Origin of the sequence: Gordonia sp. KTR9 (genome assembly GCF_000143885.2) — a bacterium.
GTDB lineage: Bacteria > Actinomycetota > Actinomycetes > Mycobacteriales > Mycobacteriaceae > Gordonia.
In genome coordinates this window covers 460944-487267 of the sequence record NC_018581.1, presented here as the reverse complement: position 1 = coordinate 487267, position 26324 = coordinate 460944, and the positions used below count along the sequence as shown (strand labels likewise).

28 protein-coding genes and 1 tRNA gene are annotated in these 26324 nt (G+C 68.5%); 12 read left to right on the top strand and 17 right to left on the bottom strand.

All coding sequences use genetic code 11. The features are described 5' to 3' along the window. Positions 1-3 precede the first annotated feature (3 nt). On the top strand, positions 4-1068 hold the full coding sequence (locus KTR9_RS02945; protein WP_014925139.1) for an alpha/beta fold hydrolase: 1065 nt from the start codon (positions 4-6) through the stop codon (positions 1066-1068). Here the strand turns inward: KTR9_RS02945 and KTR9_RS02940 are convergent. From KTR9_RS02940 to nth, 4 genes are read right to left on the bottom strand one after another with little or no spacing between them, the layout of a single operon-like run. Then, positions 983-2176: a MarP family serine protease gene (locus KTR9_RS02940; protein WP_010844257.1), complete on the bottom strand. Its 1194-nt coding sequence runs from the start codon at positions 2174-2176 to the stop codon at positions 983-985. The two genes, KTR9_RS02945 and KTR9_RS02940, sit on opposite strands and share 86 nt — an antisense overlap. Continuing rightward, positions 2173-3009, bottom strand: a complete 837-nt coding sequence (locus KTR9_RS02935) for an NUDIX hydrolase (protein ID WP_014925138.1) — start codon at positions 3007-3009, stop codon at positions 2173-2175. Before KTR9_RS02935 ends, KTR9_RS02940 begins: the two co-directional genes overlap by 4 nt. Further along, the gene (locus KTR9_RS02930) at positions 3006-3737 is read right to left on the bottom strand and encodes a TlpA family protein disulfide reductase (RefSeq protein ID WP_010844259.1); all 732 of its coding nucleotides are present in this window, start codon (positions 3735-3737) and stop codon (positions 3006-3008) included. The genes KTR9_RS02935 and KTR9_RS02930 overlap by 4 nt, the downstream gene beginning before the upstream one ends. After that, entirely contained in the window at positions 3734-4423 is a 690-nt protein-coding gene (gene nth, locus KTR9_RS02925; protein WP_231632811.1) for an endonuclease III, read from the bottom strand. Before nth ends, KTR9_RS02930 begins: the two co-directional genes overlap by 4 nt. Positions 4424-4755: 332 nt before the next feature. Here nth and KTR9_RS02920 point away from each other — a divergent pair, with 332 nt between their 5' ends. Together KTR9_RS02920 and KTR9_RS02915 are read left to right on the top strand one after the other, a co-directional pair. Then, positions 4756-5019, top strand: coding sequence for a hypothetical protein (locus KTR9_RS02920; protein WP_014925136.1), 264 nt, complete (start codon positions 4756-4758; stop codon positions 5017-5019). A gap of 183 nt (positions 5020-5202) precedes the next feature. Next, positions 5203-5877 carry a Crp/Fnr family transcriptional regulator gene (locus KTR9_RS02915; protein WP_004022089.1) on the top strand — a complete coding sequence of 225 codons (675 nt, stop codon included), beginning with the start codon at positions 5203-5205 and terminating at the stop codon, positions 5875-5877. A gap of 111 nt (positions 5878-5988) precedes the next feature. Here the strand turns inward: KTR9_RS02915 and KTR9_RS02910 are convergent, their stop codons facing one another. The 7 genes from KTR9_RS02910 to KTR9_RS27210 all read right to left on the bottom strand — a co-directional run bounded on the left by KTR9_RS02910 (position 5989) and on the right by KTR9_RS27210 (position 11194). After that, positions 5989-6810: an MBL fold metallo-hydrolase gene (locus KTR9_RS02910; RefSeq protein ID WP_014925135.1), complete on the bottom strand. Its 822-nt coding sequence runs from the start codon at positions 6808-6810 to the stop codon at positions 5989-5991. A gap of 104 nt (positions 6811-6914) precedes the next feature. Next, a complete protein-coding gene (locus tag KTR9_RS02905) occupies positions 6915-8030 on the bottom strand; it encodes a flotillin family protein (RefSeq protein ID WP_044507552.1) in 1116 nt (371 codons plus the stop codon). 174 nt (positions 8031-8204) lie between these two features. Then, on the bottom strand, positions 8205-8435 hold the full coding sequence (locus tag KTR9_RS02900; RefSeq protein ID WP_010844264.1) for a hypothetical protein: 231 nt from the start codon (positions 8433-8435) through the stop codon (positions 8205-8207). A 38-nt stretch (positions 8436-8473) separates the two neighbouring features. After that, a complete protein-coding gene (locus KTR9_RS02895; RefSeq protein ID WP_044505729.1) occupies positions 8474-9724 on the bottom strand; it encodes an MFS transporter in 1251 nt (416 codons plus the stop codon). 60 nt (positions 9725-9784) lie between these two features. After that, positions 9785-10546, bottom strand: a complete 762-nt coding sequence (locus KTR9_RS02890) for a TSUP family transporter (RefSeq protein WP_014925132.1) — start codon at positions 10544-10546, stop codon at positions 9785-9787. 7 nt (positions 10547-10553) lie between these two features. Further along, complete coding sequence (locus KTR9_RS02885) at positions 10554-11027, bottom strand: RidA family protein (RefSeq protein WP_010844129.1); 474 nt, start codon at positions 11025-11027, stop codon at positions 10554-10556. A gap of 2 nt (positions 11028-11029) precedes the next feature. Continuing rightward, positions 11030-11194: a DUF4177 domain-containing protein gene (locus tag KTR9_RS27210; protein WP_004022081.1), complete on the bottom strand. Its 165-nt coding sequence runs from the start codon at positions 11192-11194 to the stop codon at positions 11030-11032. A 43-nt stretch (positions 11195-11237) separates the two neighbouring features. Between KTR9_RS27210 and KTR9_RS02880 the strand changes: the two genes are divergently transcribed. Both KTR9_RS02880 and KTR9_RS02875 read left to right on the top strand, forming a co-directional pair. Next, positions 11238-12335, top strand: a complete 1098-nt coding sequence (locus KTR9_RS02880) for an ArsA family ATPase (protein ID WP_014925131.1) — start codon at positions 11238-11240, stop codon at positions 12333-12335. Next, positions 12335-13429 (top strand): ArsA family ATPase, encoded by a 1095-nt coding sequence (locus KTR9_RS02875; RefSeq protein ID WP_044505726.1) that lies wholly within the window; start codon positions 12335-12337, stop codon positions 13427-13429. Before KTR9_RS02880 ends, KTR9_RS02875 begins: the two co-directional genes overlap by 1 nt. 32 nt (positions 13430-13461) lie before the next feature. On the opposite strand, the gene KTR9_RS02870 is transcribed toward KTR9_RS02875, so the two are convergent. Beyond that, positions 13462-13770, bottom strand: a complete 309-nt coding sequence (locus KTR9_RS02870; protein ID WP_004022078.1) for a WhiB family transcriptional regulator — start codon at positions 13768-13770, stop codon at positions 13462-13464. Between the two features lie 322 nt (positions 13771-14092). Between KTR9_RS02870 and KTR9_RS02865 the strand changes: the two genes are divergently transcribed. The 4 genes from KTR9_RS02865 to KTR9_RS02850 all read left to right on the top strand — a co-directional run bounded on the left by KTR9_RS02865 (position 14093) and on the right by KTR9_RS02850 (position 18544). Continuing rightward, a complete protein-coding gene (locus KTR9_RS02865) occupies positions 14093-16540 on the top strand; it encodes a penicillin-binding protein (RefSeq protein ID WP_035718026.1) in 2448 nt (815 codons plus the stop codon). A gap of 83 nt (positions 16541-16623) precedes the next feature. Beyond that, a complete protein-coding gene (locus KTR9_RS02860; protein WP_014925129.1) occupies positions 16624-17631 on the top strand; it encodes a metallophosphoesterase in 1008 nt (335 codons plus the stop codon). After that, positions 17628-18353, top strand: coding sequence for a haloacid dehalogenase type II (locus KTR9_RS02855; RefSeq protein WP_014925128.1), 726 nt, complete (start codon positions 17628-17630; stop codon positions 18351-18353). Before KTR9_RS02860 ends, KTR9_RS02855 begins: the two co-directional genes overlap by 4 nt. Continuing rightward, positions 18350-18544: a hypothetical protein gene (locus KTR9_RS02850; RefSeq protein WP_010844121.1), complete on the top strand. Its 195-nt coding sequence runs from the start codon at positions 18350-18352 to the stop codon at positions 18542-18544. Before KTR9_RS02855 ends, KTR9_RS02850 begins: the two co-directional genes overlap by 4 nt. Positions 18545-18614: 70 nt before the next feature. On the opposite strand, the gene KTR9_RS02845 is transcribed toward KTR9_RS02850, so the two are convergent. Then, a tRNA-Pro gene (locus tag KTR9_RS02845) sits at positions 18615-18688 on the bottom strand. Between the two features lie 200 nt (positions 18689-18888). On the opposite strand from KTR9_RS02845, the gene KTR9_RS02840 reads away from it, so the two are divergent. Then, positions 18889-19314, top strand: a complete 426-nt coding sequence (locus tag KTR9_RS02840) for a DUF7144 family membrane protein (RefSeq protein ID WP_014925127.1) — start codon at positions 18889-18891, stop codon at positions 19312-19314. A 150-nt stretch (positions 19315-19464) separates the two neighbouring features. Continuing rightward, positions 19465-20079, top strand: a complete 615-nt coding sequence (locus tag KTR9_RS02835; protein ID WP_010844119.1) for a lipocalin family protein — start codon at positions 19465-19467, stop codon at positions 20077-20079. 64 nt (positions 20080-20143) lie between these two features. Here KTR9_RS02835 and KTR9_RS02830 read toward each other — a convergent pair whose 3' ends face one another. Then, positions 20144-20587 carry a helix-turn-helix transcriptional regulator gene (locus KTR9_RS02830; RefSeq protein ID WP_010844118.1) on the bottom strand — a complete coding sequence of 148 codons (444 nt, stop codon included), beginning with the start codon at positions 20585-20587 and terminating at the stop codon, positions 20144-20146. A gap of 212 nt (positions 20588-20799) precedes the next feature. Between KTR9_RS02830 and KTR9_RS02825 the strand changes: the two genes are divergently transcribed. Next, positions 20800-21867: an acyl-CoA dehydrogenase family protein gene (locus KTR9_RS02825; protein WP_014925126.1), complete on the top strand. Its 1068-nt coding sequence runs from the start codon at positions 20800-20802 to the stop codon at positions 21865-21867. A gap of 15 nt (positions 21868-21882) precedes the next feature. On the opposite strand, the gene KTR9_RS02820 is transcribed toward KTR9_RS02825, so the two are convergent. From KTR9_RS02820 to KTR9_RS02810, 3 genes are all read right to left on the bottom strand, one after another. Continuing rightward, positions 21883-23265 carry a dipeptidase gene (locus KTR9_RS02820; protein WP_014925125.1) on the bottom strand — a complete coding sequence of 461 codons (1383 nt, stop codon included), beginning with the start codon at positions 23263-23265 and terminating at the stop codon, positions 21883-21885. A gap of 45 nt (positions 23266-23310) precedes the next feature. Then, the gene (locus KTR9_RS02815) at positions 23311-24702 is read right to left on the bottom strand and encodes a DUF2252 domain-containing protein (RefSeq protein ID WP_014925124.1); all 1392 of its coding nucleotides are present in this window, start codon (positions 24700-24702) and stop codon (positions 23311-23313) included. A gap of 117 nt (positions 24703-24819) precedes the next feature. Continuing rightward, complete coding sequence (locus tag KTR9_RS02810) at positions 24820-26280, bottom strand: hypothetical protein (protein WP_193363223.1); 1461 nt, start codon at positions 26278-26280, stop codon at positions 24820-24822. Between the last annotated feature and the right edge of the window lie 44 nt (positions 26281-26324).

Below are 26324 nucleotides of genomic sequence, written 5' to 3'. Positions count from 1 at the left end.
TCCGTGAGCGAGGAGCCTGACCCCTCGAGCGTTCGACTCCCGGGCGACTGGGAGCATTTCGACGTCCGCGCCAACGGAGTCCGGTTCCACGCCGTTGCGCCCGCAGGCGTCCCCGCCGGCGACCGCCCGCTTGTGCTGCTGCTCCACGGCTTCGGCGAATTCTGGTGGAGCTGGCGACATCAGCTGACCGCGCTCACCGAGGCCGGCTTCCGCGCCGTCGCGGTCGACCTGCGCGGCTACGGCGACACCGACAAGCCCCCACGCGGCTACGACGGCTGGACCCTGGCCGGCGACACCAACGGACTCATCCGCGCGCTCGGGCACACCCGCGCCACCCTCATCGGGCATTCCGACGGCGGACTGGTCTGCTGGGCGACCGCCACACTGCACCCACGAGTCGTCGACCGGATCATCGTCATCGCGTCCCCGCACCCCCGTGCCCTCCGCCGACGCGTACTGCGCGACAAGACCCAGCGGGCACAGTTCCTGCCGCTGTTCCTGCGCAACCAGATCCCCCGGTTCGGCGAACGACAGATCACCCGCGACGACGCGGCCTTCGTGTCCGACTACTTCGCGGAACGGTCGTCGGCTTCCTGGCGAGCCCAGCCCGATTACGCGCACACCGTGGAACTCAACCGGTCGGCCATGCTGATCCCCAACGTCGCCCACTGCAGCCTGGAGTACCGGCGCTGGGCGTTCCGTTCACAGTTCCGACCCGACGGCGCCCGCTTCATGGAGCTCATGGATCAGCGGCTGCACCTCCCCGTGCTCGCCCTCCGCGGCCGCGACGACCCGTACATCCTCGACCACGCGATGGCCGACAGCCACCGCTGGGCGGCGCACCAGATGTACCGGCAGGTCGAGGACAGCGGTCACTTCGTCCATCAGGAACAACCTGCCGCGGTGACCGAGTACGTCCTCGAGTTCCTGCGCCACGAGCCCGAACCGACCGCGGACGGCCCTCGCCGACCGGCCCGGAAAGTCAGGCGAGGACGCAGCGCTGTGTACTCACCCGTTCGCTTCGCCGCTCGGATTCGTCGAAGTCGGAGCGCACCTGACGGGCGGTGAGCACGAAACCGGTTTCGTCGGCGGCGTTCTCGGCCGCCCCGAAGACCACTCCGAGCACCTCGCCGTCCGAGTTGAGCAGCGGCCCACCCGAATTGCCCTGCCGGATCAGTCCGCGGACGGCATACACCTCGCGGGTCACCTGCCCGGTGCGGTAGATGTCGTCGCCGGTGTGCGAGAACGTCGCACGCACCCGCAGGGGGCTCACGTAGAAGGGGCCGGCCTCGGGGAAACCGAGGGCGATCGCGTCGTCCCCGGTGGATGCGGGGCGTGAGGCGAACCGCAGGGCCGGCGCTCGCAGGCCAGGGACGTCGAGCACCGCGATGTCGTTCTCGCTGTCGAAGAGCACCACCCGCGCGGGAAGCTGTGCCCCGGTCGAGGTCTGCACCTCCAGCCGCTCGGTACCCGCGACCACGTGCGCGTTGGTCATGACACGCTCGGGAGACACGACGAACCCGCTGCCCTCCAGCGCCTGCCGGCAGCTCGGCGCCACACCCTCGATCTTCACGACGCTGGGCCGGGCCTGGGTCACCACCGGCAGTTCGGCCAGCGCCTGATCGGGAGGATCGACGTTCGTCGACGGAGTGCTGACGAACGGGAACTTCGGGAGCCCCGAACTGTCCAGGAGCGCCTTGAAGTCGTCCGGCAGGTCGTCGACCCACTGCGGCGACACCGTGTCGACGCCGGTGAGCACCTTGGAGTCACGCACCGCCCCGGCGATCGCCGGATCGGCCGACTCCCGCAGCGGGATCGCCAGCAGACCGGCGGCCAGCAACACCGCGACCACCTGCAGAAGCGAACCGACGCCGCTGTCGACAGCACGCAGCCCGGGCGACCGGATACCACCGCGTGCGGCACGTCCCAGGACCATGCCGGCCACCTCGCCCACGACGACGAGCACGACCAGAACCAGAATCCCGGCGAGCACCCGCACCTGCAGGTCGTCGAACTGTTCGATCAGGCGAGGCGCGAGCAACAGGCCGGCGACGGCACCCAGTGCGACGCCGATGAACGCCAGCGCCGAGGCGACCGCACCCGATCGGTACCCGCTGGCCGCGGCGAGCAGCGCGATGGCGATCACGATGACGTCGACCCAGGTCGAGCCGGTCATCGCGAACCTCCGGACTCGACATCGGTGGCGTCGACGACCACCCGGTCGTCGTGGTGGAGTTCGGCGAAACCGGACTCCTGACGGCTGCCGGCGAGTTCGATCATCTTCTCCAGCGAACGCACGTCGTCGGAGTCCCACGGACGGTCCCAGCCGGACACCTCACTGATGGCGGCGACGAGCCCACCGGTGAATCCCCACACGAGCAGACGGTCGACGAAGAACGCCGGGCCCTTGTAGACGATGCCCACCGCCTTTCGCCGGACCTGGAACCGGTTGCCCGGGTCGAGCATCTCGCGCAGGTTGATCCGGTCCACCCGGGCGGTCTCTCCCTCGTCGACGACGCGCACCTCGCTCGGACGGTGCCAGTAGCCGATCACCGGGACGACGTCGAACCCCGAGACCCCGACCGGAAAGCTGGGGAGGGTCGCGAGGATGCTCACCCCGGATGCGTCGAGACCGGTCTCCTCGGCCGCCTCGCGAAGCGCTGTGCCCACCGGGAAGTCGTCGCCGGGATCGGCCGCACCGCCGGGGAAGGCCACCTGACCACTGTGCTGGCGCAACGTCGGAGCACGCTCGGTCAGCAGCACCTCGGCGTCCGCGGGCAGACCACCCGGATGGTCGTCGGCCGCCTCCCAGGAGCCGGAGAACAGGATGAGTACCGCCGCCGCCCGCGACTTCGTCGGCAGCATCGACGCCCAGCGCGACCGGTCGCCGCCGCGACCGTCGACACTCCTCGCGACAGCGGTGACGTCGTCGGTGAGGGCTCGTAGCCAGGGCGGGATCTCATCGCGCGAGACCAGCGGCCCGGCGTCGGCAGAGCGACGCCCGCTCATATCCGCACGCCCAGGTGCTCGGCCACCGAGTCCGCGATCTCCTCCGGACTGTCGAAGACCCCGGGATAGACCTCGGCCACCGAGCCGTCGGGTCTCAGGAACACGGTCGACGGGAACACCCGCGGCGCGCTGATGGCCGCGGCGACCTTCCCGTCGAGGTCGAGCACGGACGGCAAACGGACTCCGATCTCGGTGAGCAGCGTCAACGGGAAGAACGGATTGCTGCCGCCTTCCTTGGCGTGCAGGGCCAGCACGGTGACCCGGTCGCCGGCACGAGCGGCGAATTCCTCGAAGTAGGGCAACTCGGTCTTGCACGGACCACACCACTGCGCCCACACGTTGATCACCAGCGGGCGACCCGCCGTCGCCGCACCGAGGTCGTACGGCGCACCGGTGCCCAGACAGGGCTCGACGACGCCCGCGAGGACGGAATCGGGTGACTCCGGCAGACCCGTGACCGGGCAGTCCGGTAGAGCGGCGGCCTTCCGCGCCTCCGCCACGCGCGCCTCGTCGACCGGGGCGTCGATCGGGCGGGTCCCACTCGCCGACGGCGGCGCGCTCGACATCGGCGCCGGCTCGCCGCCGCGCGGCCAGATCGCCACGATCAGCGCGATCATCACGATCACGAACACGGCGCTCCATCGCGCGGCAGGTGGGAAACGAGAATCCTTCCGCGACGACGGACTCGCCTCGCTCCCGGCGGTCTCGGTGTCTGTGGTGTCGTTCACGGCGCGACGACCCCTGCCAACGCGAGAAGATGCTCGGTCTCCGGGCCCTTCACCAGGGCGGCGGCCTCGGCCTTGTCCATCGGGCCGGTCCCCACCGACGGGCAGTCCTTGGCGAGGACGCACACACCGCAGGCCGGCTTGCGTGCGTGGCACACGCGGCGGCCGTGGAAGATCACCCGGTGCGACAGGTCCGTCCACTCGCGTCGCTCGATCAGCTCGCCGATGGCGTGCTCGACCTTCACCGGATCGGTCTCCTCGGTCCACTGCCAGCGTCGTACCAGGCGGCCGAAGTGGGTGTCGACGGTGATGCCGGGAACACCGAAGGCGTTGCCCAGCACCACGTTCGCGGTCTTCCGTCCGAACCCGGGCAACGACACCAGGTCCTTGAGGTTGTTCGGGACCTCCCCGTCGAACCTCTCGACGAGGGCCTGGCCGAGCCCGATGATCGAGTTCGCCTTGTTCCGGTAGAAGCCGGTCGGGCGGATCATCTCCTCGAGTTCGGTGCGGTCGGCACCGGCGTAGTCCGCGGCCGTCCGGTACCGGGCGAACAGCGCCGGGGTGGTCAGGTTGACGCGCACATCGGTGCACTGGGCCGACAGGATCGTCGCGACCGAGAGCTCGAGCGGATCGGTGAAGTCGAGTTCGCAGTACACGTGCGGGAAGGCGACCTTGAGGGTGCGATTCATCCGCCGCGCACGCCGGACCAATCCGAGATGGGTCTCCTGCTTGCGTGCCACGGCCGGTCCCGCGGTCGCAGTCTTGCGTGCGCTCACCTGATTCAGGTTAGCGATGTACTCCGCCAATCCCGATTCCACAGGTGCCCGACCCCGCGACCCGACCGTGACAGCGCGGTCAGACTCGGCGTTTCCGCAGTTCAGGAGGGCGTCCATACCCTCCGGGAGGCCCCTGGGACGATCACGCCGCACAGCCGACCCACAACCTACGGTCAGGTAACAAGTCAGTGACAGCGGCCCTGCGGATGAGGATTCCGGCGGACCCATTGTGTTTACTGGTCCTCATGCACGGTCTCGCGGCGCTGCTGTTCCCGGCTGTACTCATGCTTTTCGCCATGGGCATGGACAAGGTCCAGTCCCGGATCGACCGCTCGGCGGTCTCTCGCGACGAGGTCGAGGACTTCCTCGACTCGGCCGACGCCCAGAACGTCCAGACCCTCGCCCGCGAGGGGATGCCCGCGGCTCTCGACGAACTCCGCGACCGTCGCGTCACCCGTCACGAGTCGGCCGTCGCCGGCCACACCGAGTCGCCGCAACGGGCCAGCTGATCGGTCATCGCGGGTCAGCCGTCGTCTCGCCCCAGGACATCCCGTCGGCAGCTCGACGATCGGACACACGCGCAATGAGCTTCCAGTGACCCATCCAACACATATGCTTGTGCGCGGGGTAGCGTGTCCAAGGGCGCGATCTGACGCGTGGCTGTAGCAAAGATTTCGAGAAAGGTTCCCTAGGTGGAAGAAGTACTGGCGCGGGCGGGCATATTTCAAGGCGTCGAGCCTTCCGCCGTGGCGGCGCTGACCAAGCAGCTTCAGCCCGTCGACTTCCCTCGCGGACATGTGATCTTCCACGAAGGCGAACCGGGCGATCGGCTCTACATCATCATGTCCGGCAAGGTGAAGGTCGGCCGCCGCTCCCCCGATGGACGCGAGAACCTGCTGACGATCATGGGACCGTCCGACATGTTCGGCGAGCTCTCCATCTTCGATCCCGGTCCGCGTACATCGTCCGCGACGACCGTCACCGAGGTGCGCGCGGTGTCGATGGACCGCGACGCGCTGAAGGCCTGGATCAAGGACCGCCCGGAGATCGCCGAGCAGCTGCTGCGCGTGCTGGCACGTCGCCTGCGCCGCACCAACAACAACCTCGCGGACCTCATCTTCACCGACGTCCCCGGTCGTGTCGCCAAGCAGCTCCTGCAGCTCGCACAGCGCTTCGGAACCCAGGAGGGCGGCGCCCTGCGCGTCACCCACGACCTGACCCAGGAAGAGATCGCACAGCTGGTCGGGGCATCACGCGAGACCGTCAACAAGGCCCTCGCCGACTTCGCCCAGCGCGGATGGCTGCGCCTCGAGGGCAAAAGCGTCCTCATCGCCGACTCCGAGCGTCTGGCGCGCCGCGCACGCTGACAGCTGCGCCCGCTCCTCAGGGGACAGGTAGACAGCGCGCTCCTGAGGGACCACGCACACAGGCACCACACGAAGGCCGCCCGCTCCGACGAGCCGGCGGCCTTCGTCGTGTCAGGCCTCTCGCAGATACTCCAACTGCGCCTTCACCGACATCCGCGCGGCGGGCCACAGCTTCTTGTCGACGTCGGAGTACACCTTGCGCACCACCTTCATCGGCTTCGCTTCGCGGGCCGACACCCCCATCGAGTCGAGGGCCGCGACGATCTGGTCAATCCGTTCCTCACGGTGAGCTTTGTAGTACCGCGCGACCGGTCCCAGGTCGGGATGGTCCGGGCCGTGCGCCGGGAGCAGCGACGCGCCTTCACCTTCGACGATGAGGCGGTTCAGCGAGTTCAGGTAGTCGCGCAACCCACCGTCGGCGGGATCGAGCACGGTCGTGCCACTCCCGAGGATCGTGTCTCCGGTCAGGACCGCGCGCTGCTCGTCGTGTTCGACGAGGAAGCTGACGGAGTCTCCCGTGTGCCCGGGCGTCAACAGCACCGTGATCCGTAGGCCCGCCGCCTCGATCACCTCACGATCCCGGAGCGGAGCGCCTCTGCGACAGTACTTCTCGAGGCGAGCACGCACCGGAGCGCCGGTGCGCCGGTGCAGGCGCGACACCCCGCCGGTGTGGTCGTGGTGCCGGTGCGTCACCAACACCAGTGCGACCCCGGGTAGTTCGGCCAGGCGCCGGGCATGATGCTTGTACTTCGGTGGCCCCGGGTCGACGACCACGCATTCATCGCTGCCGGGCGCGCGCAGCACATAGGTGTTCGTGCCGTCGAGTTCCATCATCCCGGAGTTGTCGCACAACAGGACCGATGCGAACGGGGTCACCTCCCGGAGCACCCCGTAGGCCGGGTGTGTCGGTGCGGCGTCATTCGGTGAGCTCATGGTCTCCGAGCCTATCCACTCGGCGTGGTCGCACGGGTGGACCCCGACGATCCGATCGTGCCGGGCCGAACCGCCCGGTCAGTTCTCGCGGACCGGGGTGCCGTTCACGTGGTGCTCATCGGCGATCCGTCGACCGTCGTCGGCGCCACCTGGTCCTGCAGACTCCGCAGCAGCGCGGCGCCCTGGGTGATCACGCCGGTCATGATCTCGTTGACCCCCTCGGCGCCGTTGTACACCGTGAGGTTCGCGGTGCTCAGTCCCTTCGCGACCTCGCCGACGAGCGTCGGCAGGGCCTCGATGAGCTGCTGGTCGAGGGCGATCCGGTTGTGTTGAGCTGCCGCCGCCGATTGGATCTCGACCGCCTTGGCCTCTGCCTCGGCGATGATCTGACGGCGTAGCGCCTCTGCCTCGGCCGGCTTCACGACCTCCGAGATCAGTTCCTGCTCACGGAGTTCGGCCTGCGCCTGCGCGAGCACGGACTGTTCGCGGATGACCTCCTGGTTGACCCGGGCCTGAGCGAGGGGCCCGGCCTGGGCGGCTTCGGCATTGGCCTTGTCGGTCTCGGCCTTGATCGCAGCCCGCTTGATCGCGGTCTCCCGTTCGTAATCGGCCTGATTGCGCAGCGACTCCTGCTGTGCCTTGGCCGACTCCTGATCTGCGCGAGCACGTTCGACGGTAGCCTCGCGCTGCACCTTGGCGATGTTGGGAGCGGCCAGCGCGTTGATGTAACCGGAGTCCATGTCGTCGATCGACTGGATCTGGAACGAGTCGACGACGAGGCCTATCGATCCCATCTCACGTTTGGACGCGTCGAGCACCTGACGGGCCAGGGTGTCGCGTTCGCGGATGATCTGTTCGACGGTCATCGAGCCCACGATGGAGCGCAGATGGCCCGAGAAGACCTGTCCGGTCAGTTGGTTCATCTCGCTCTCCTGCTCGGAGATGAACCGTTGCCCGGCATTCACGATCGACGCCACGTCGTTGCCGACCTTGTGCGCGATGACCGCCCGCACGTTCAGTTGTATTCCCTGCGTGGTCACACAGACCTCACGAATCGTCGCTTCGTGCAGTGCCATCGACAGGAATCGGACCTTCCGGAAGAAGGGCATGACCCATTTGCCGTGTCCCACCACCACGACGAACGGCGCGTTGTCGGCGTCGGACTTGGCGCCCGAGATCAACATCGCCTCGTCGGGTTCGGGAACGTAGTAGCCGAGCATTGGTTTCTCCTCGTGTTCGGCGGAGTCGAGCGCGCCGTGTCTGGCAGTGCGGAAGCGAAGCGGGCAGAGTGTCGCCTGCTTCGCGACAAGGTGACCGATCGGGTGTGTCGGACTCAGATCCTGCCGCATCGAACGGCTTGCCACGATCGGTTGTTCACATGGCGTGTGGCCGGTTCACCGGGGCTCGGGTCCTGGGGTCCGCGCCCACGGTTCGACGTCGACGATGCGGCCGGGCCACTCCGCGATCACCAGGACTGCCTCGTCGAGTCCGATCGGCCCGGCGGCCCGCGCGAGGAACCGCTCGGTTCCGCCCGCAAACGGCAGTTCGACCTCGCCGAGGGGCTCGCCTCCAGGGATGGCCATCGTCACGGTCCCGGTGCGTCCGACGAGTTGCGGTACTGACATCCGACGCCTCCTCGAATCGCCCGACAGTGGACAGAACCCTAGGCCATCGAGGTCCGGCGCCGGTCGCGGACTCCGTCGAGCACGACGTAGGCCGCGGTCACCACGGCGATCACAGCGGCCCCGAGGACCAGCGCCGCGTAACCAAAAGTCCCGACGACTATCCCCGCGACTGCACCCGCGGCCGCGCCGGCCAGACTCATCGAAGTGTCCGAGACACCCTGTGCCGGTGCACGTCGTGCGGTGTCCACACTGTCGGTCAGGAGCGTCGACGCCGCGACCGTCGATGCCGACCATCCGACACCGAGGAGGACCAGCGCCACGACGAGGCCCGTCTGCGATTCCGCGAAGACGAAACCGATGACGCAACTGACGACAAGCACCGCCTGCCCACCGAGGATCACCGGAATCCGGCCGGCCCGATCGGCGAGCAGGCCCATCACCGGTGCGAGCGCGTACATCCCGGCGATGTGCGCGCTGATCGACAGTCCGACCAGCGTCACCGAGGCACCCCCGTGATGCATGTGGACCGGCGTCAGCGCCATCACCCCGACCATGACCGCGTGCGCCGACACCACCGCAGCCATCGCCGCTCTCGCCGGCGGTGAGTGCACGATCGCCGAGAAGCCCTCGGCCAGAGACACCTTGGTGCGCGATCCGCCCGCTTCGCCGAGCGCCACGACGAGCGGATCGGGGCGCAGGCCGACGAAGAGCACTGCCGCCGCTCCGAAACACCCCGCGGCACCGACTAGGAACGGACCCGAGAGATCGGCCATCGCGAACCAGCCGGCGACGGTCGCACCCAGCGGGACCACCGCGGGTCCGATCACCGCGCCGACCATCGTCGTCCACACCACGAGCGAGAGATCGCGTCCGCGTGTGGCCGCCGACGACAGGTCGGTCGCGGCGAACCGCGCCTGCAGACTCACCGCGCTGCCCGACCCCACCGCGGCCATACCGACGAGCATCAACGCGAACCAACCGCGGTCGACGGCGATGGCCACGATCAGCGTCCCGAATCCGGCGATCAGCAGACCCGTGGTCAACGCGGGACGACGGCCGCGCCCGGCCGCCAGCGACGCCAGCGGCAGGCCCGCGGCGGCCGCACCGAGCGTGACCACGGTGGTCGGCAGGCCGGCCAGCGAATCCGTCCCCGACAGCTCCTGACCGAGGATCGCACCGAGCGCCAGTGCCCCGCCCATCGACAAGCCGGCGAGCACCTGGGCCACGCAGAGCAAGACGATGGTTCGCCGCTGCAGGGCGAGGCGGCCGGAGGCTACGTCGATCTTCACCCGATCAGCATCGACGCTGCCCCCTGCCTCCGCCAACCCCTGGCGGGTGACGGAGCGTGCTCACCCGGCGATCAGGTCGTATCCGAGCTTCCCGACCATGACCACCACCACCGCGAGCAGAACCCAGCGCACGAACGAGCTCCCCCGCCCGATCGCCATGTGGGATCCGATCTGGGCGCCGACGACGTTGGCGACGGCCAACCCCAGTCCCAACAGCCACAGCACATTTCCCTGCAAGCCGAACACCGCCAGAGCGCCGAGATTCGTGCCGGTGTTGATGACCTTGGCCATCGCCGAACTCTCCAGGAAGCTCGTCCCGACCAGGGCGGTCAGGCTGATGATCAGGAACGTCCCGGTCCCGGGTCCCATCACCCCGTCGTAGAAGGCGACGACGACACCGGCCAGTACGAGGCCGGCGATCGTCGAGACGCGCGACCGCGGTCCCGTCGACGCGTCACCGCCGAAGCCGGGATTGAGCGCGACGAACAGCCCGACGCAGACCAGCATCACCAGCACGATCGGTGTGAAGATCTCGGTGGGCAGAACGACGGCCACCGTCGCGCCGAGCGCCGAGAAGACCAGGGCCGCAACGAACACCGGGATCAGGCGACGCAGATCGATCCGGACATGCCGCGTGTAGCGCCATGCGGCCGACGCGGTGCCGAACACCGCGGCGAGCTTGTTGGTCCCCAGGGCCGTCGCGGTGGGCAGCCCCGGTTGGACGATCAGCATCGCCGGGATCAGGACAAGACCACCGCCGCCGACCACGGCGTCGACCCACCCGGCCGCGGCGGCAGCGGCGATCAGCAGCGCGACGTCCAACGAGACGTCAGGCCACTTCGACGATCAGTTCCACCTCGACCGGCGCACCCAGCGGGAGTTCGGCGACGCCGACAGCGGAGCGGGCATGCACACCGGCGTCGCCGAAGATCTCACCGAGGACGTCCGACGCCCCGTTGATCACCTTCGGCTGGCCGGTGAACCCCGGCGCGGACGCGACGAAGCCGACGACCTTGACCACGCGCACGATCGCATCGATCCCGACCAGCGCGTCGATCGCGGCGAGGGCGTTGAGCGCGCAGACCCGGGCGGCCGCGGTCGCCTCGTCCGGACGAACGACACCCTCGGCACCCTCGTGCACCTTGCCGCGCGCCGACAGCTCGCCGTCCACCATGGGCAACTGACCCGAGGTGTAGACGAGGTCGCCGGTGCGCACGGCCGGTGTGTAGCTGGCCACCGGCGGCACCACGGACGGGAGCTCGATACCCAGCTCGGCGAGACGATCGGTCCACGTGGTCGCCATGTTCAGCCCTTCGGTCGCTTCAGGTACGCGACGTGCTGCTCGCCCGTCGGACCGGGCAGAACCGAAACCAGTTCCCAGCCATCGGCACCCCACTGATCGAGGATCTGCTTCGTGGCGTGCGTCAGCAGCGGCACCGTCACGTATTCCCACGCGGTCACTTCACTCATGGACTCACCCTATCTGGCGACGGTCAATGGATAAGGTGTTGCGGTGGCCAATGAACAGGGCTCGCGATCCGGGTCGGGTGAGTCGCTCGAATCCGGCGTGACAGACGACGCCTCCGGCAACGGCGTGACAGACCGCTCTTCCGTCGCGGGAGAGAACGAGTGGCCGAAGGCCGCTGCCCGCGCCCGCCTGCATTTCGTGTCGGGCAAGGGCGGTACGGGCAAGACCACCGTGGCCGCGGCGCTGGCGCTCGCGCTCGCCGCCGACGGCAAGAAGGTGCTCCTCGTCGAGACCGAGGGGCGACAGGGCATCGCGCAGGTCTTCGACATCGCCCCGTTGCCCCCGACCGACACCCGCATCGCGACCGCCGAAGGCGGCGGCGAGGTGTCCGCGCTGGCCATCGACATCGAGCACGCCCTGCTCGAGTACCTCGACATGTTCTACAACCTCGGCTTCGCGGGCCGTGCGATGAAGCGGATCGGCGCCATCGACTTCGTCACGACCGTCGCTCCCGGGCTTCGTGACGTGCTGCTCACCGGCAAGATCAAAGAGCGGATCATCCACACCGACAAGCAGGGCAACCGCGTGTACGACGCGGTGGTCGTGGACGCACCGCCGACCGGCCGGATCGGGAACTTCCTCGACGTCACGCAGGCGATGGCCGATCTGGCCAAGACCGGACCGATCCGCAACCAGAGCGAGGGCGTCGTCCGGCTCCTGCATTCGGAGGAGACGATCATTCACCTCGTGACGCTCCTCGAGGCGATGCCCATCCAGGAGACCATCGAGGCCATCGACGAGCTGCGGGGCAAGAACCTCAATCTGGGCAGCCTCGTCATCAACCGCGTGAGCGCCCCGCACCTACCCGCCGAGGTGATCGACGAGATCGCCGAGGGTCGGATCGACGCGGGGCGAGTCGAGGACAGCCTGACCGCTGCCGGGCTCAAGCTCACCGACGGGGACCTGGCCGGCCTGCTCACCGAGACCATCGAGCACGCGACCCGGCTGCAGGCACAGCAGATCGCGAAGGCCCAGCTCGACGAGGTGGAACTACCGACGCTCGAACTGCCGTCCCTCGGGGACGGTGTCGACCTGGGTTCCATCTACGAGCTGGCCAACCTCCTCCAGAAAGCGGGTGCGTGATGCCACTCGACCTCAAGATGGGCTCGGTGCTCACCGACCCGTCGACCCGCGTCGTGATCTGTTGCGGCGCCGGTGGAGTCGGTAAGACGACCACCGCGGCGGCGATGGCGATGTACGCCGCGGAGCAGGGCCGGACCGTGGCCGTGCTGACCATCGATCCGGCCAAACGCCTGGCCCAGTCCCTGGGGATGTCCGAACTCACCAACGATCCGCAGCCGGTCGCGATCGACGGCACGGGCACGCTCGACGCCATGATGCTCGACATGCGACGCACCTTCGACGAGATGGTGCTCGAGTACTCCTCGCCCGAGCGGGCCGAGGCGATCATGGAGAACGCCTTCTACCAGACCGTGGCCTCGTCGTTCTCCGGCACGCAGGAGTACATGGCGATGGAGAAGCTCGGCAAACTGCTCGAGCAGGACCACTGGGACCTGATCGTCGTCGACACCCCGCCGTCGCGCAATGCGCTCGACTTCCTCGATGCCCCGCAGCGGCTGGGTTCGTTCCTCTCCGGCCGCCTCATGAAGGTGCTGGTCGGTGGCGGCCGCGGGGTGGGCCGCATGGTCACCGGCGCGATGAGCCTGGCCATGCGCGGTGTGGCGACGATCATCGGCGGCGACATGCTCCGCGACGTCGCGATGTTCGTGCAGTCACTGGACTCGATGTTCGGCGGGTTCCAGGACCGTGCCGCGAAGACCTATGCCCTGCTCAAACAGCCGGGCACCCAGTTCGCCGTGGTCGCGGCGGCCGAGGCCGACGCGCTGCGTGAGGCCGCGTTCTTCGTCGACCGGTTGTCGGAGGAGTCGATGCCGCTGGCCGGGCTGATCCTCAACCGGACCCATCCGAACCTGACGTCGATCCACGAAGAGGCCGCGCTGGTCGCCCTCGAGTCGGTCACCGACGACCTCGCCCGGGGCGTCCTCGAGATCCACGCCGATCGGGCGGCCACCGGCAAGCGCGAACTCCATCTGCTGCAACGGTTCACGGCCTCGCATCCGCGGGTGCCGATCGTCGGGGTGCCGGCGTTGCCGTTCGAGGTGGCGGACGTGACCGCACTGCGCGCGGTGGCCGAGCAGATCACCGGCCGGGGCTGACCTCGCGCTCAGCTGCTCGATGGAAAAAGGTTTCAGACCGCGTCGCGGTGGCGCCGGCGCTGCGCGGCGAAGAACGCCGACCAGGACGTGACCTCCGGATGCTGGCGGAGGAGGGCGCGGCGCTGACGTTCGGTCAGTCCGCCCCAGACGCCGAACTCAACGCGGTTGTCGAGGGCGTCGGCACCGCATTCGAGCTGCACGGGGCAGTGGCGGCAGATCGTGGCGGCCTTGCGCTGGGCAGCGCCTCGCACGAACAGATCGTCGGGGTCTCCCCCTCTACAACGCGCCTGAGCAACCCACGCCAAGCGATCCTCTTCGTTGGAAACTGCCGCTGTCGCCATCCGCCACCCCTACCTGTCGTATCTGCGTAGCTGCGAGAACGTCTCTCCCTCGCTGCTCAAGCCACATTTGCAGCGAACTGTTAAGTGAGTCACATTCTGCACTCAATCTAGGGATCTGTGCTGGGGGGCGCAACCCCTGGAAGCAACAAAGTGGGACAACCGTGCAAACTCATCCGTTCGGACGGTCCGCACTCGGCCCTCCCCCGAGCGGGAGCGGCCGGTCGCGCCGACTCCCCGGCGGCCGGTCCACCGCCGCCCTCCACCGACGCCGCGGGCGAGGCAGGGCGATGTTCAGAGGGAACGCACGTATCCTGTCGGGGTGATGTCGAAGAAACTGTGGTCGCTGGCGTGGGCGAGCCTGCTGGCCGGAGTTCTCGTCGCAGGTCTGCTCTACCCGGTGGCCAGCGGAATCGGCGTCGTCTCCAACCGAGCGGCGGCCGCAGTCGAGAACGTGTCCTCTGAACTACTCAACGGCACGTTGCCAGAGGTCACCACGATGACCGACGTCGACGGAAAGCCGATCGCGGTGCTGTTCGACCAGTACCGCTACCAGGTGGGCTACAACGACATCTCTCCCGACATGATCCGGGCGATCATCTCGGTCGAGGACCGGCGGTTCCTGGAACACGACGGCGTCGACTGGAAGGGCACCATCCGTGCCGCTCTGAAGAACTCGTCGTCGGGCGAGGTCCAGCAGGGTGCGTCGACGCTCGACCAGCAGTACATCAAGAACTACCAGCTCCTCGTGCTCGCCCGGACCGAGGCCGATCGCCAGGCCGCGGTGGAGACCACCCCCGCGCGCAAGCTCCGCGAGGTGCGCATGGCGCTCACCCTGGAACAGACCCTGATCGATCAGGCCAAGCGCGACAAGGGACTCGACGACGCCGCCGCCAAGCAGGAGGCGAAGAAGCAGATCGTCACCCGCTACCTCAACGTCGTTCCCTTCGGCAACAACGCCTACGGCATCGAGGCCGCCGCGCAGACCTACTTCGGCATCCCCGCCAAAGATCTGCGCGTTGAGCAGGCCGCCCTGCTCGCCGGCATGGTCCAGTCCAGCTCCGCACTGAACCCGTACTCCAACCCGGAGGCCTCCCTCGCCCGCCGGAACGTCGTGCTGGACACGATGATCGAGAACTTCCCGGAACGCCGCGACGAACTCGTCGCGGCCAAGGAGAAGCCGCTCGGCGTGCTCCCGCGCCCGCAGACCCCGACGCAGGGATGCATCGCGGCGGACAACAACGGCTTCTTCTGTGACTACGCGCTGCAGTTCCTGGCCGAGAACGGCATGTCCCGCAACTCGGTCCTGCGCGGCGGCTACATCATCCAGACCACGCTCGACCCCGAGGTCCAGCGCTCCACCGTGCGGGCGGTGAAGGCTCAGGCGAGCCCGACCGCCGACGGTGTCGCCGACGTGATGAGCACCCTCCGGCCCGGCAAGAAGTCGCACGACGTGCTGTCGATGGCGTCGAGCCGCGACTACGGCCTCGACCTCAATCGCGGCGAGACGATGCAACCACAGCCGTTCTCCATGGTCGGTGACGGCGCCGGCTCGGTGTTCAAGATCTTCACCGTCGCCGCCGCGATGGAAAAGGGCCTCGGCGCGGGGTCCAACATCCCCGTCCCCGGGTCCATCGCCGTCGAGGGCATGGGCAACAGCGGCGGAACCAACGGGTGCCCCGCCAACGCCTACTGCGTCAAGAACGACGGCCGCTATCCGGCGTCGATGTCGGTGACGAACGCCCTGGCACAGTCGCCGAACACCGCGTTCGTGAAGCTGCTGCAACAGGTCGGCGTCAAGCCGGCGGTCGACATGGCGGTCCGCCTAGGCCTGCGTTCGTACACCATCCCCGGTTCGTCGGGGTATGGCGAGAAGAGCATGGCGCAGTACGTCAAGGACGGGAACTTCGGCTCCTTCACCCTCGGCCCCCTGCCGCTCAACGGCCTCGAGCTCGCGAATGTCGCAGCCACCCTCGCGTCGGGCGGCACATGGTGCCCGCCCAACCCGATCAAGTCCATCAGCCGGATCAATCGAGACCAGTACGGCAACCCGGTGATGGGGCCCGACGGGCAGCGCGCCCTGACGGCGGTCCCGTTCACGCCGCCACCGTGCGAGCAGGTCGTGGACGAGGGTCTGGCGCACACCCTCGCCAACGCGATGAGCAAGGACGACGTGGGCGCCGGCACCGCGGCCGGTGCGGCCGGATCCGCGGGCTGGACGCTGCCGATGGCGGGCAAGACCGGCACCACCGAAGCACACCGCTCCTCGGCGTTCGTCGGTTTCACCAACCAGATCGCCGGCGCCGCATACGTCTACAGCGACGGCCCGAACCCGCAGGGCGTGTGCAGCAGCCCGCTGCGCTCCTGCTACGACGGCGACCTCTACGGCGGTATGGAACCGGCCCGCACCTGGTTCCAGGCCGTCAGACCGGTGGCGACGAAGTTCGGTCCCGTCAACCTGCCCCCGATCGACCGTGAGTACTGGAACGGCAGCGACCGCGGTCGCATCCCGCAGGTCAGCGGCCTGCCTGCGAGCGAGGCGACGTCCCGTCTGCAGGGCGCCGGATTCAAGGTCAGCGAACTCGAGGTCGACAGCGGGCGTCCGCAGGGCACCGTGGTCTTCACCGCTCCCTCCGACTCGGCCATGCCCGGCAGCACCGTGACCATCTATGTCAGCAACGGCCGCCGCGCCGGTGGTGACGAGGGCGGTCCCACCGAGACCACGGTCGTGGTGCCCGGCGTCGGACCGGTGGTGATCCAGCTACCCGGCTGACCGCGATCGGTGAATCGACGCACCGTCCGCGCCGCTGGAGAAACCGGGACGGAACCGTCGCACGGGATGCGTATTCTGGGGTGATGCAGCACTCCGAACTCGACTTCGCACGCCTCGGCATCCCCCGCCTCGGTACGTCCGGTTCCGGGGTACCCGCCCGCGCTCTGGCCGGCGTGGCGGGACTCGCCGCGGCCGGGCTGTTCTACTCGACGGTGATCGAGCGCAACGCATTCGCGCTGCGTCACACGACGCTGTCGGTACTCGAACCCGGCGCCACGCCGCTGCGGGTCCTGCACATCAGCGACCTGCACATGATGCCCGGCCAGCGTCTCAAGCAGGCATGGATCGCCGAGCTCGATGCGCTCGAACCCGACCTCGTCGTCAACACCGGCGACAACCTCGCACACCCCCAGGCCGTGCCGTCGGTGATCCAGGCGCTCGGCGGGCTGCTGTCGCGGCCCGGTTTCTTCGTGTTCGGGTCCAACGACTACTTCGGTCCCAAACCCAAGAATCCGCTCAAGTACTTCAAGAAGAACCATCAGCGCACCCAGGGCGAACCCCTGCCGTGGCAGGACCTGCGGGCGGCGTTCACCGAGCGCGGGTGGCTCGACGCGACACACACGGTCCGCGAGCTGGAGGTCAGCGGGGTGCGGGTCGTCGCGGCCGGCGTCGACGATCCCCACATCGAACGGGACCGGTACGAGACGGTCGCCGGCCGGCCGAATCCGCTGGCTCACCTGCGGCTCGGACTCACCCATTCACCCGAACCGCGTGTCCTCGACCGGTTCGCCGCCGACGGCTACGACCTGGTCATGGCGGGCCACACGCACGGCGGGCAGCTCTGTCTGCCGTTCTTCGGCGCGCTGGTGACGAACTGTCAGCTCGATCGGTCCCGGGTCAAGGGCCCGTCGAACTGGGGGTCGTCGATGAAGCTGCACGTGAGTGCAGGCCTGGGCACGTCGCCGTATGCCCCCGCGCGTTTCTGTTGCCGCCCGGAGGCCAGCCTGCTCACCCTCACCCCGGTGTCGCACGGTGACGCCGACTACGACGCCGACCAGTCGCTTCCGCAGCTGGCCCGGGAGACCATGTGAGCGCTGACCTTCATCCCCGTGTGAAGGTCCTCGCTTTCGACACGTTCGGGACGGTCACCGACTGGTTCACCGGCATCTCCGGTGCCGTCCGGGCGATCGTCCCGGGTGTCGACTCCGCAGCGTTCGCCAAGGAGTGGCGACGCCGGTATTCGCCGATCCTGGCCCGGGTCGAGGCCGGCGAACTACCGTGGCGGCGCCTCGACGATCTGCAGACCGAGACGCTGCACGACGTCGCCGCGCTGTACGGGATCCCGCTCGACGACGCGCAGGCACGCTCTCTCGTCCGCGCCTGGCGGACGATCCCCGGCTGGCCCGACGCCGCCGACGGCCTCCGGCACCTGAAACGCGACCACATCATCTGCGCGCTGAGCAACGGCACCGTCGCGCTGCTCACCGACATGGCCCGCCACAACGGATTCCCCTGGGACGTCATCGGCGGCTCCGACCTCTGGCGGCACTACAAACCGGCGCGCGAGACCTATTGCGGGCTGGCCGATCTGCTCGAGGCCGAGCCCGCCGAGGTGATGATGGTGGCGACCCACCAGAGCGATCTCGACGCCGCGCGGTCCTTCGGGCTGCGGACGGCGTTCATCGAGCGACCGGACGAGTGGGGCGGGGACGAGAAAGACGATTCCGGCTCGCCGGACAACGACTTCCACGCGACGGATCTGCTCGATCTCGCGCGGCAGCTGAGCAGCTCCGAGAGCGCACCTCTCGGATGACACTCGACGACCTGCTGCGCTGGGAGGACTCCGGGGCGTCGTGGCGGGTGGTCCACCACGGACCGGACGGGGTCACGCTGGGTCTGCTGCGATGCGACGGCGGCGAGGAGGTGGACCGCATCCTCACCGACGACCCGATCATCCTGGCCCACATCGGCGGTCGGGTCTCGTCGGACGAGGACCTCGACTGACCTGCAGAAACGAGGAGGCCCTGACCGGATTTCTCCAGGCCAGGGCCTCTACTGCTTCTCAACCAAAGCGTCGGGGTGGCGGGATTCGAACCCACGACCTCTTCGTCCCGAACGAAGCGCGCTACCAAGCTGCGCCACACCCCGTGTGTAGCCTGCGATAGCTTATACCCCACTTCGGGCGAGTACTAAATCGCCTGGTCAAAGATGTGCCCGGTGTGGCTCAAACACTGTGCGGAAGTGTGTCGCACACCCCATTCTTGTTGTGGTCCATCCGTACCAGAGCCGCCGCGCCGTCGGTCGGGACCAGGAGTCGGCGTACCACCACTGAAAGGACACGCCAAACCATGAGCGCTTCCCCTGACCAGCAGGCCAGCTCGTCTGCCAAACAAGGCTTCGCTTTCGGGATCGCGATCGTGGCCGCCGCGCTGCTGTTCGTAGCCGGTCTGGTCTCGATCTTCCAGGGCATCTCCGCGATCGCGAACGACGATCTGTTCGTGGCCAGTCCCAACTACATCTTCGAGTTCGACCTCACCACGTGGGGCTGGATTCACCTGATCCTGGGCATCGTCGGCATTCTCGTCGCCGGTGGTCTCGCCGTGGGCGCCGACTGGGCGCGCATCTCCGCGATCATCATCGCGTCGTTGTCGATCATCGCGCAGTTCCTGTGGCTGCCCTACTACCCGGCGTGGGCGATCCTGATCATCGTCCTGGATCTGATCGTGATCTGGGCCATCTCCACGTGGAACCCCACCAACGAGTACAACCTGTGACCGACCGGCTCTGAGCCGGTGACCGGAGATCGCTGAGACGAGGCCTGCGGGGGACCGACCAATCCACGACGCGCATCGGGTCCGAATCGTCTGATGACGCTGCTCCACCGAGGGAGCGGCGCGAACGACGTATCGCACGAAAGGAACACCATGCGCATCACCCGGTCCCTTGCAGCCCTTGTCGCCGGCGTACTCCTCAGCGTCGGCTTCGCAGCTGGGGCGGGGTCGGCCCAGGCCGCGCCGCTGGCCCCGGTGGCGAAGGTCGAGGTGGACCGCTACCTCGGCACGTGGTGGCAACTGGCAACCGTGCCGTCGTTCTTCGGCGTCACCTGCGCCCGGGACACCAGCGCCACCTACACCTACATCGACGCCAAGACCATCGGTGTCGACAACAAGTGCACCGGCCCGACCGGCATGCGAGGCGGCGTCGTCGGACGTGCGACCGTCGTCGACCCCCAGACGAATGCCCAACTGAGCGTTCGTTTCCCGCAGACCCCGGGGAGCATCAACCCCGGCAGCGCACCCAACTACATCGTCGCCTACCTCGAAGACGGTGCCGACCCCACCGGGCCCTACCAGTACGCGATCGTCGGTGACCCCAGCCGCGGATCGGGATTCCTGCTCTCGCGCGACAAGGTGGTGCCCAACTCGGAATTGCGTCGCCTGACCACGGAGATCGAGAAGGTCGGGTACAACCCGTGCACCTTCCTCGTGTCCCCGACCACCGGCGGGCGCAGCGACTATTCGCCCTTGTGCACGGTGTGACGGCCACCGTCAGACGATGACCAGGTTCCGGCGCGGGCATGAAAATGCTTGCGCCGGAGTCGTTTCAGCTCGCCTCGGCGTCCGGTCCCGAGACCGGTGCCATGCGGCGGAATTCGTCGGGGGTGCACCCGAACTTCGACCGGAAGCGATTGCGCATCGTGGCCGTCGAGGCGAATCCCGATGCGTGCGCGATGGCCTCGAGTTTCAGGTTGCCCGGACCCAGGAGCAACCCCTGCGCCCATTCCAGGCGGCGATCGGCGATCATCTCGGCGAGCGAGGTGGTGCCGCCGGCGAGTACCCGGTAGAGGTGACGGCGACTCACGTGCAGGTGCCGGGCGACGATCTCGACACTGAAGTCGGGATCACGGAAATTGCGCTCGATGAGGTCGGTGACCGCGGCACGCAAGTACCGCTCACTCGTCCGCATGTCCGACCGTTGAGCACCCGAATTCGATTCCGGCACAACACGTATCGACTGCATGTCCCGACCATTGAGGATTGCGGTCACTGGGTTCCTTCCACACGAGAGCCTGCTCCCACCCGATACCGAGTTTATCGACGCGCACCCTCCCGGTCTTGGGCCTTTGGTCCCACTTTCAAGGATTCTGGTCCCGGGATCGTGCTGCGCGACGACGATTTCCGTGCCACGCGACGACGAGAGACCTGGTCGGGCGTCCAACATCAGGGCCCGGCCGGAACACTCGTCGTAGGGTGTGATCCGTGACCACCGACGACGCCGCAGCCGCTCGACGGACCGAGCTCCGCACGGCCGCGATCAGGGTCGCCGACCAGGTCTTGTTCCCGGTGGCCGGTGAGACCGACCGCACCGGCTCGGTGCCCGAGTCCCACTGGCAGGTACTGGCCGACGCCGGTCTGTACGGCATCGCCGCACCGGTCGAGGCCGGCGGGCCGGGACTCGAGTTCGGCGAGGTCACCGAGATCCTGGAGGTGCTGACCAGCGGTTGCCTCGCCACCGCCTTCACCTGGATTCAGCATCACGGCGTCGTGCTCTCGCTGTCCCGGACCCCGAACACCGACCTGCGCGCGGAACTGCTCGATGCGACAGTGACCGGGCGGCTGCGCGCGGGAGTCGCCTATGCCGGGGTCGTGCCCACGCCGCCGCGAATGACCGCAACCGCCACCGACGGCGGCTGGATCCTCACCGGCCACGCACCGTTCGTCAGCGGCTGGGGCGTGGTCGACCTCCTGCAGATCTCGGCGCGCGACGCCGCCACCGACGACGTCGTGTCCGCGATCCTGCGCATGCCCGACCTCCTCGACGGCGCGTCGGCCGGTGCGGTCCGGGCCACGCCCGTCGACCTGTCCGCGGCCGCCGCGACCCAGACGGTGTCGCTGCGCGTCGACGGCCTGACCGTCCCCTCCGATCGCGTCGTCACCCGCCTGGGTCTCGAGGAGTTCTCCGCGACCCAGAACGTCGGCGTCCGGCTCAACGGCACGCTCCCGTTCGGCCTCGTGCGCCGCTGCACCGCGCTGCTCGATGTCGGCGGCCACAGCCGGGAGGCGCGGGCCCTCCGTGAGCGTGCCGACATCGTCCGGACCGCACTCGACGCGGGGATGGCGGATGCCACCGCGCTGCTGGCAGCCCGGGCCGACGCCGCCGGCCTCGCACTGGACGCGGCCGCCGCGCTCGTGGCAGCCACCGGGGGTCGCGCACTCGTGCGCGGGTCCGACCCCGAACGCCTGTTTCGCGAAGCCGCGTTCGTCCTGGTCGCCGCCAGCCGGCCGGAACTGAAAGCTGCTCTGGCGCAGCGATTCAGCGGCCTCTGAGTCGTGCGCTGAGTGTTACCTGCGGGCCGCCGCCCCGCGGGCGCCGAAGTCGCGTAGGAAGATGGCCTCGGCCAGCGCGATCCGTTCGATCTCCGACGGATCGACGCTCTCGTTGGGCGCGTGGATCAGACACCGCGGTTCCTCGACACCGAACAGCATGATCTCGGCCTCGGGGAACAGCGACTGGAGGACGTTGCACAACGGGATCGACCCGCCCTGTCCCTGGATGAGGACCTCACTGCCGTAGGCGGTCGACAGCGCGTCGGTCAAGGTGTCGTACGCGGGGCCGTCGGTGGAACCGACGAAGGGCGACCCCACGGCCTCACGCTCGAAGGACACTCGCGCGTTCCAGGGCGTGACGCCGCGAAGGTGCTCGATGAGCGCGTCCTGCGCATGCACGGGGTCCATCCCCGGCGGCACCCGGAGGTTGATCCGCGCCCGCGCCCGCGGCTGCACCGCCGCCGATGAGCCGACCACCGGCGGGCAATCGATGCCGAGCACCGTGGCGGCCGGGCGGGCCCACACCATGTCCGAGACCGATCCCGAACCGACCAGTCCGACTCCGTCGAGAACCGTTGCATCGCTGCGGAACCGGTCGGGCGGATAGGACACACCGGGCCATCGGGCGTCGGCGTCGAGTCCGCTGACGGTGGTGTTGCCGTGCTCGTCACGCAGGGTGGCGAGCATCGAGATGAGGGCCGCGAGTGCATCCGGGGCGGCACCGCCGAACATCCCGGAGTGCATGGCCGACTCGAGGGTCTCCACCGACACCACGATGTTCGCGATGCCCCGCAGCGTGGTCGTCAAGCTCGGCTTCCCGACGGCGAAGTTGCCGGAGTCCGCGATCAGGATCGCGTCGGCGCGAAGCAGTTCCGGGTTCCGGACCGCAAAGTCCTCGAGGCCACCGGTCCCCTGCTCCTCCGACCCCTCGCCGATGATCTTCACGGTCACCCCGGCGCGGCCGGCGAGTGCCCGCAGCGCGGTGAGGTGTACGACGATGTTGCCCTTGCAGTCCGCCGCTCCGCGGCCGTACCAGCGCCCGTCACGGTCGGTCAATTCCCAAACGGGAGAGTCCCATTCGTCATCGCCGAGGGGCGGCTGCACGTCGTGGTGAAAGTAGAGCAGGACGGTCGGCGCACCCTCCGGGCCGGGAATGGACCCGGTGATCGCCTTGCTGCCGTCGCTGGTCACGTGTGCGGTGACGTCCTCGACACCGACGGCATGGAACGCTTCCAGCAGCCAGTCGACCATCCCGTCGCACTCCTCGACCGGGAACTGGTCGGGATCGTGTACCGAACGGAACCCGACCATCTCCGCGAGATCCGATCTCGCCTGCGGCATCAGCTCGGCCACCCGCTCCCGCAGTGCTGTCTCGGTCTCTCGCGCAGTCGATTCCACCGGCGATCTCCCCTCTGTCGTCGAATCCGGCGGTTGCGGCCGGCCTCAGCTCTTTCCCTCTGCCGCCAGGTCGTACACCTCGAGCTCACCCCGGCCGATGGCTTCCATCATCCTCGAATGATCGGAGTCGTTGAGATCCGCGTAGCCGATCGAGAACTCCGCGATGGCGTCGCTGAAACCTCTCGTCGTCTCCAGGTAGTGGGCGATCTGCGAGCGACTCGCGGTGCGCGCATGTGCCTGACCCAGGACCAGTCCGCACAACTGCGCGTACAGCTTCATCCCGTCCGGGCTCAGGGCCTCGACGACGACCGAGCCCTTGCCGTCACGAAGCTGGCGCACGTAGAAGTCGCGTCGCTCGCCGTTCTCGTCGGTCCCTGTCGACCAGCCGAGGAACAGGTCGCTGGTCGCCTGGAGCAGCCGCTGACCCTCGACCACCCGCTGCCCCTGATTGTCGAACCCCGACGCGGGCACATGGTCGGCGAGAACCGACCGCTGCGCCTCCTTGACCTGGAGGAACAGCGGGTCACCCATCTCCTTGCCGGTGAGCAGGATGATCCACGCCCGCGTGCCGACGCTGCCGACGCCCACCACCTTGAACGCGATGTCGACGATCTCGAACTGGTCGAGGAGGGCCTGCACGTGCAGCGGCACGGTGTCGCGGTAGGCCTCGATCCGCTCCCGGACCCTCTCGGCGACGATGTCGGCGGTCTCGGCCGGAAACCGTTCGTGCAGCGGCACCAGCAGCGGCGGTTCGCTGCGGATGTGCGCGGACCCGTCGGCATCGACCACGCAGAGCTTCGCGAGGGCCTGAGCACTGTCACGATGCCGGGCCTTCTTGAGCGCCTTCTGCGTGCGCTCGCTCATCGACGTGTCCAGCTTCGGTCCGAAGTCCGTCAGAAAGGCGTCGGCGTCGATCCCGGCGTACCAGTTCTCGAGCGTCGTCTGGGTGGCGCTGCGAGCGATGGCCCGCCGATACGCCTTGGCGACGGTCTTGGCGACCTTGCGGTTGGTCGCGTCGTCGAAACCGTTGTTGCGTCCGGCGATCGTGAAGCTCGCCGCGAGACGTTTGACGTCCCACTCGAACGGACCGACATGGGTCTCGTCGAAGTCGTTGAGATCGAACACCATCCGACGTTCCGGGCTGAAGAACAGACCAAGGTTGCTGAGGTGCGCGTCGCCGCACAGTTGCGTGATGATCCCGGTGTTCGGGGTTCGCGACAGATCGTCGGACATCACCGCTGCCGCACCGCGATAGAAGGTGAACGGGGTGGCCGACATCCGCGCGTGCCGCACCGGGATGAGGTCGGCGACACGGTTCTGCGCCTGTGCCGCGAGGATTTTCAACGGGTCGGCCCGCTCGGTCGGCGTGGGGCACGCGGCGAGTTCGGCAGCGGCGGGCAGCGTGGACAGGGGTGTCGCCACGGGGTGCTCCTTCATATCGGTGCGGCCCCGCCACCGGCGGAGTTGCAGTTCTCCGGGTCCCGACCGGGGCCCGCGGGAGAACTGCCGCGAACGACGTCCGTCGGATCCGGGCCGCCCGGTGACGTCACAGAGTCACTGGTACGACACGAACCACGGTGACGGGCGCACCGCCAGCGTGGTCGCGGGCGAGAACGTCGGCTTGTCCTCCGTGTAGAAATTCTTCCAGCCCATCCACATCCCCGCCGGGAGATCGGTGACCAATCTGCGCCACGTTTCCATCTTCACGTCCGGTGTGCCGTGTCCGTCGGCGTGCAGGACCACCTGCAGTTCCTCGCGACCGGTGACGATCGCCGGCCGGTTGTCGAGCATCCCGGCGTCGAACTGGTGCAGGACGAACAATTTCTGCGGCAGGTGCCGGCTTCGGACGAGTCCGGCGAGCCATTCCGAGGTCCGGTTGACCTCCTCGGCGCCGACCGAACCGATCTGCGTGAGGTGGACCTGATCGGGTTCGAGTCGCCACTCGGGGTCCAGCGCCAGCCCGACGTGGGGTTGCGCCAGCAGGTCGGCGTAGCGACGCGCCTGCGTCAGGAAATCCATCCGCCCGGGCTGCAGATCGAGGGTGACGTAGACCCCGGCGCGGCCGGCGGCCTCGACCCACGGCCGGAGGGTCTCCGGATCGATCATGTTCGTGTACGTCGACCCCGGGCCCGGCTCGGCCGATGCGACGGAGGCGATGATCTCGAATGCCGGGATCACCGGTTCGGCACTCACCCGCTGGTAGTCGGCGGCGAGGCGGCGCACCCGGTCGATCGACGCCGCGATGCCCTGTCGTCCGAGCGGACCGAGCGCGGGCGCGCCCGGCGATCCGTACAGCGCGACCATCCGCCTGCCCGGGAAGACGATCTGCCCGCCGCCGGGCAGTTGCGGTGTGCCGCGGGCTTGTTCGACGCGCCGGGCGAACTCGTCGGCCGAGCCGAACCCGGGTCCGACCGCCCGCACGGCGGTCCGTTCGGTCGCCGCCGCCTCGATCGTGGCCACCGATTCGGCGGTCGCCCGCGGATCCGGTACGGGCACCTCGACGACCCGGGCCGCCGACCGTGCCGTCATGATCGCGTCGGCTGGGGCGTCGCGGGTCAGCATCACCAGCGGGGCGGCCCCCGACCTCGGTGCGTTTCCGCGTAGGTCGTCGAGATCCGCGGCGGAGCGCGAGTCCGACACGCCCTCGACCCGGCCGAGACGGACCTGGGTGTTCACCCCGAGCCGTCGGAGCTCGTCACCGACGCTCGACGCCGTCTGCGACGTCACGGCCAGCACCGGCACGTGCCTGTCCTGCGCGACGCGCGCCGCAGCGGTCCGGATGACGGCATCGTCGAGGGCATCGCGACCCAGCAGGATCGCTTCGTCTGAGCGGGCATACAGCTCGCGACTGAGCAGGACCGCCTCCGGTGCATGACCGGACAGCACGTCGACACCCGGAGCCGGGCTCGTGTACGCGCCGCTCCCCGAGGGCCCGATCCCATGGGCACCGACACCCGTTGCCGAGGCACTCACGACGAGGCCCACGACCGCGCACAGGATCGACGTCCAGATCATCCGAGCCCTCACCCGCACATCCCTCCCGTTCGTCATCGAACCTC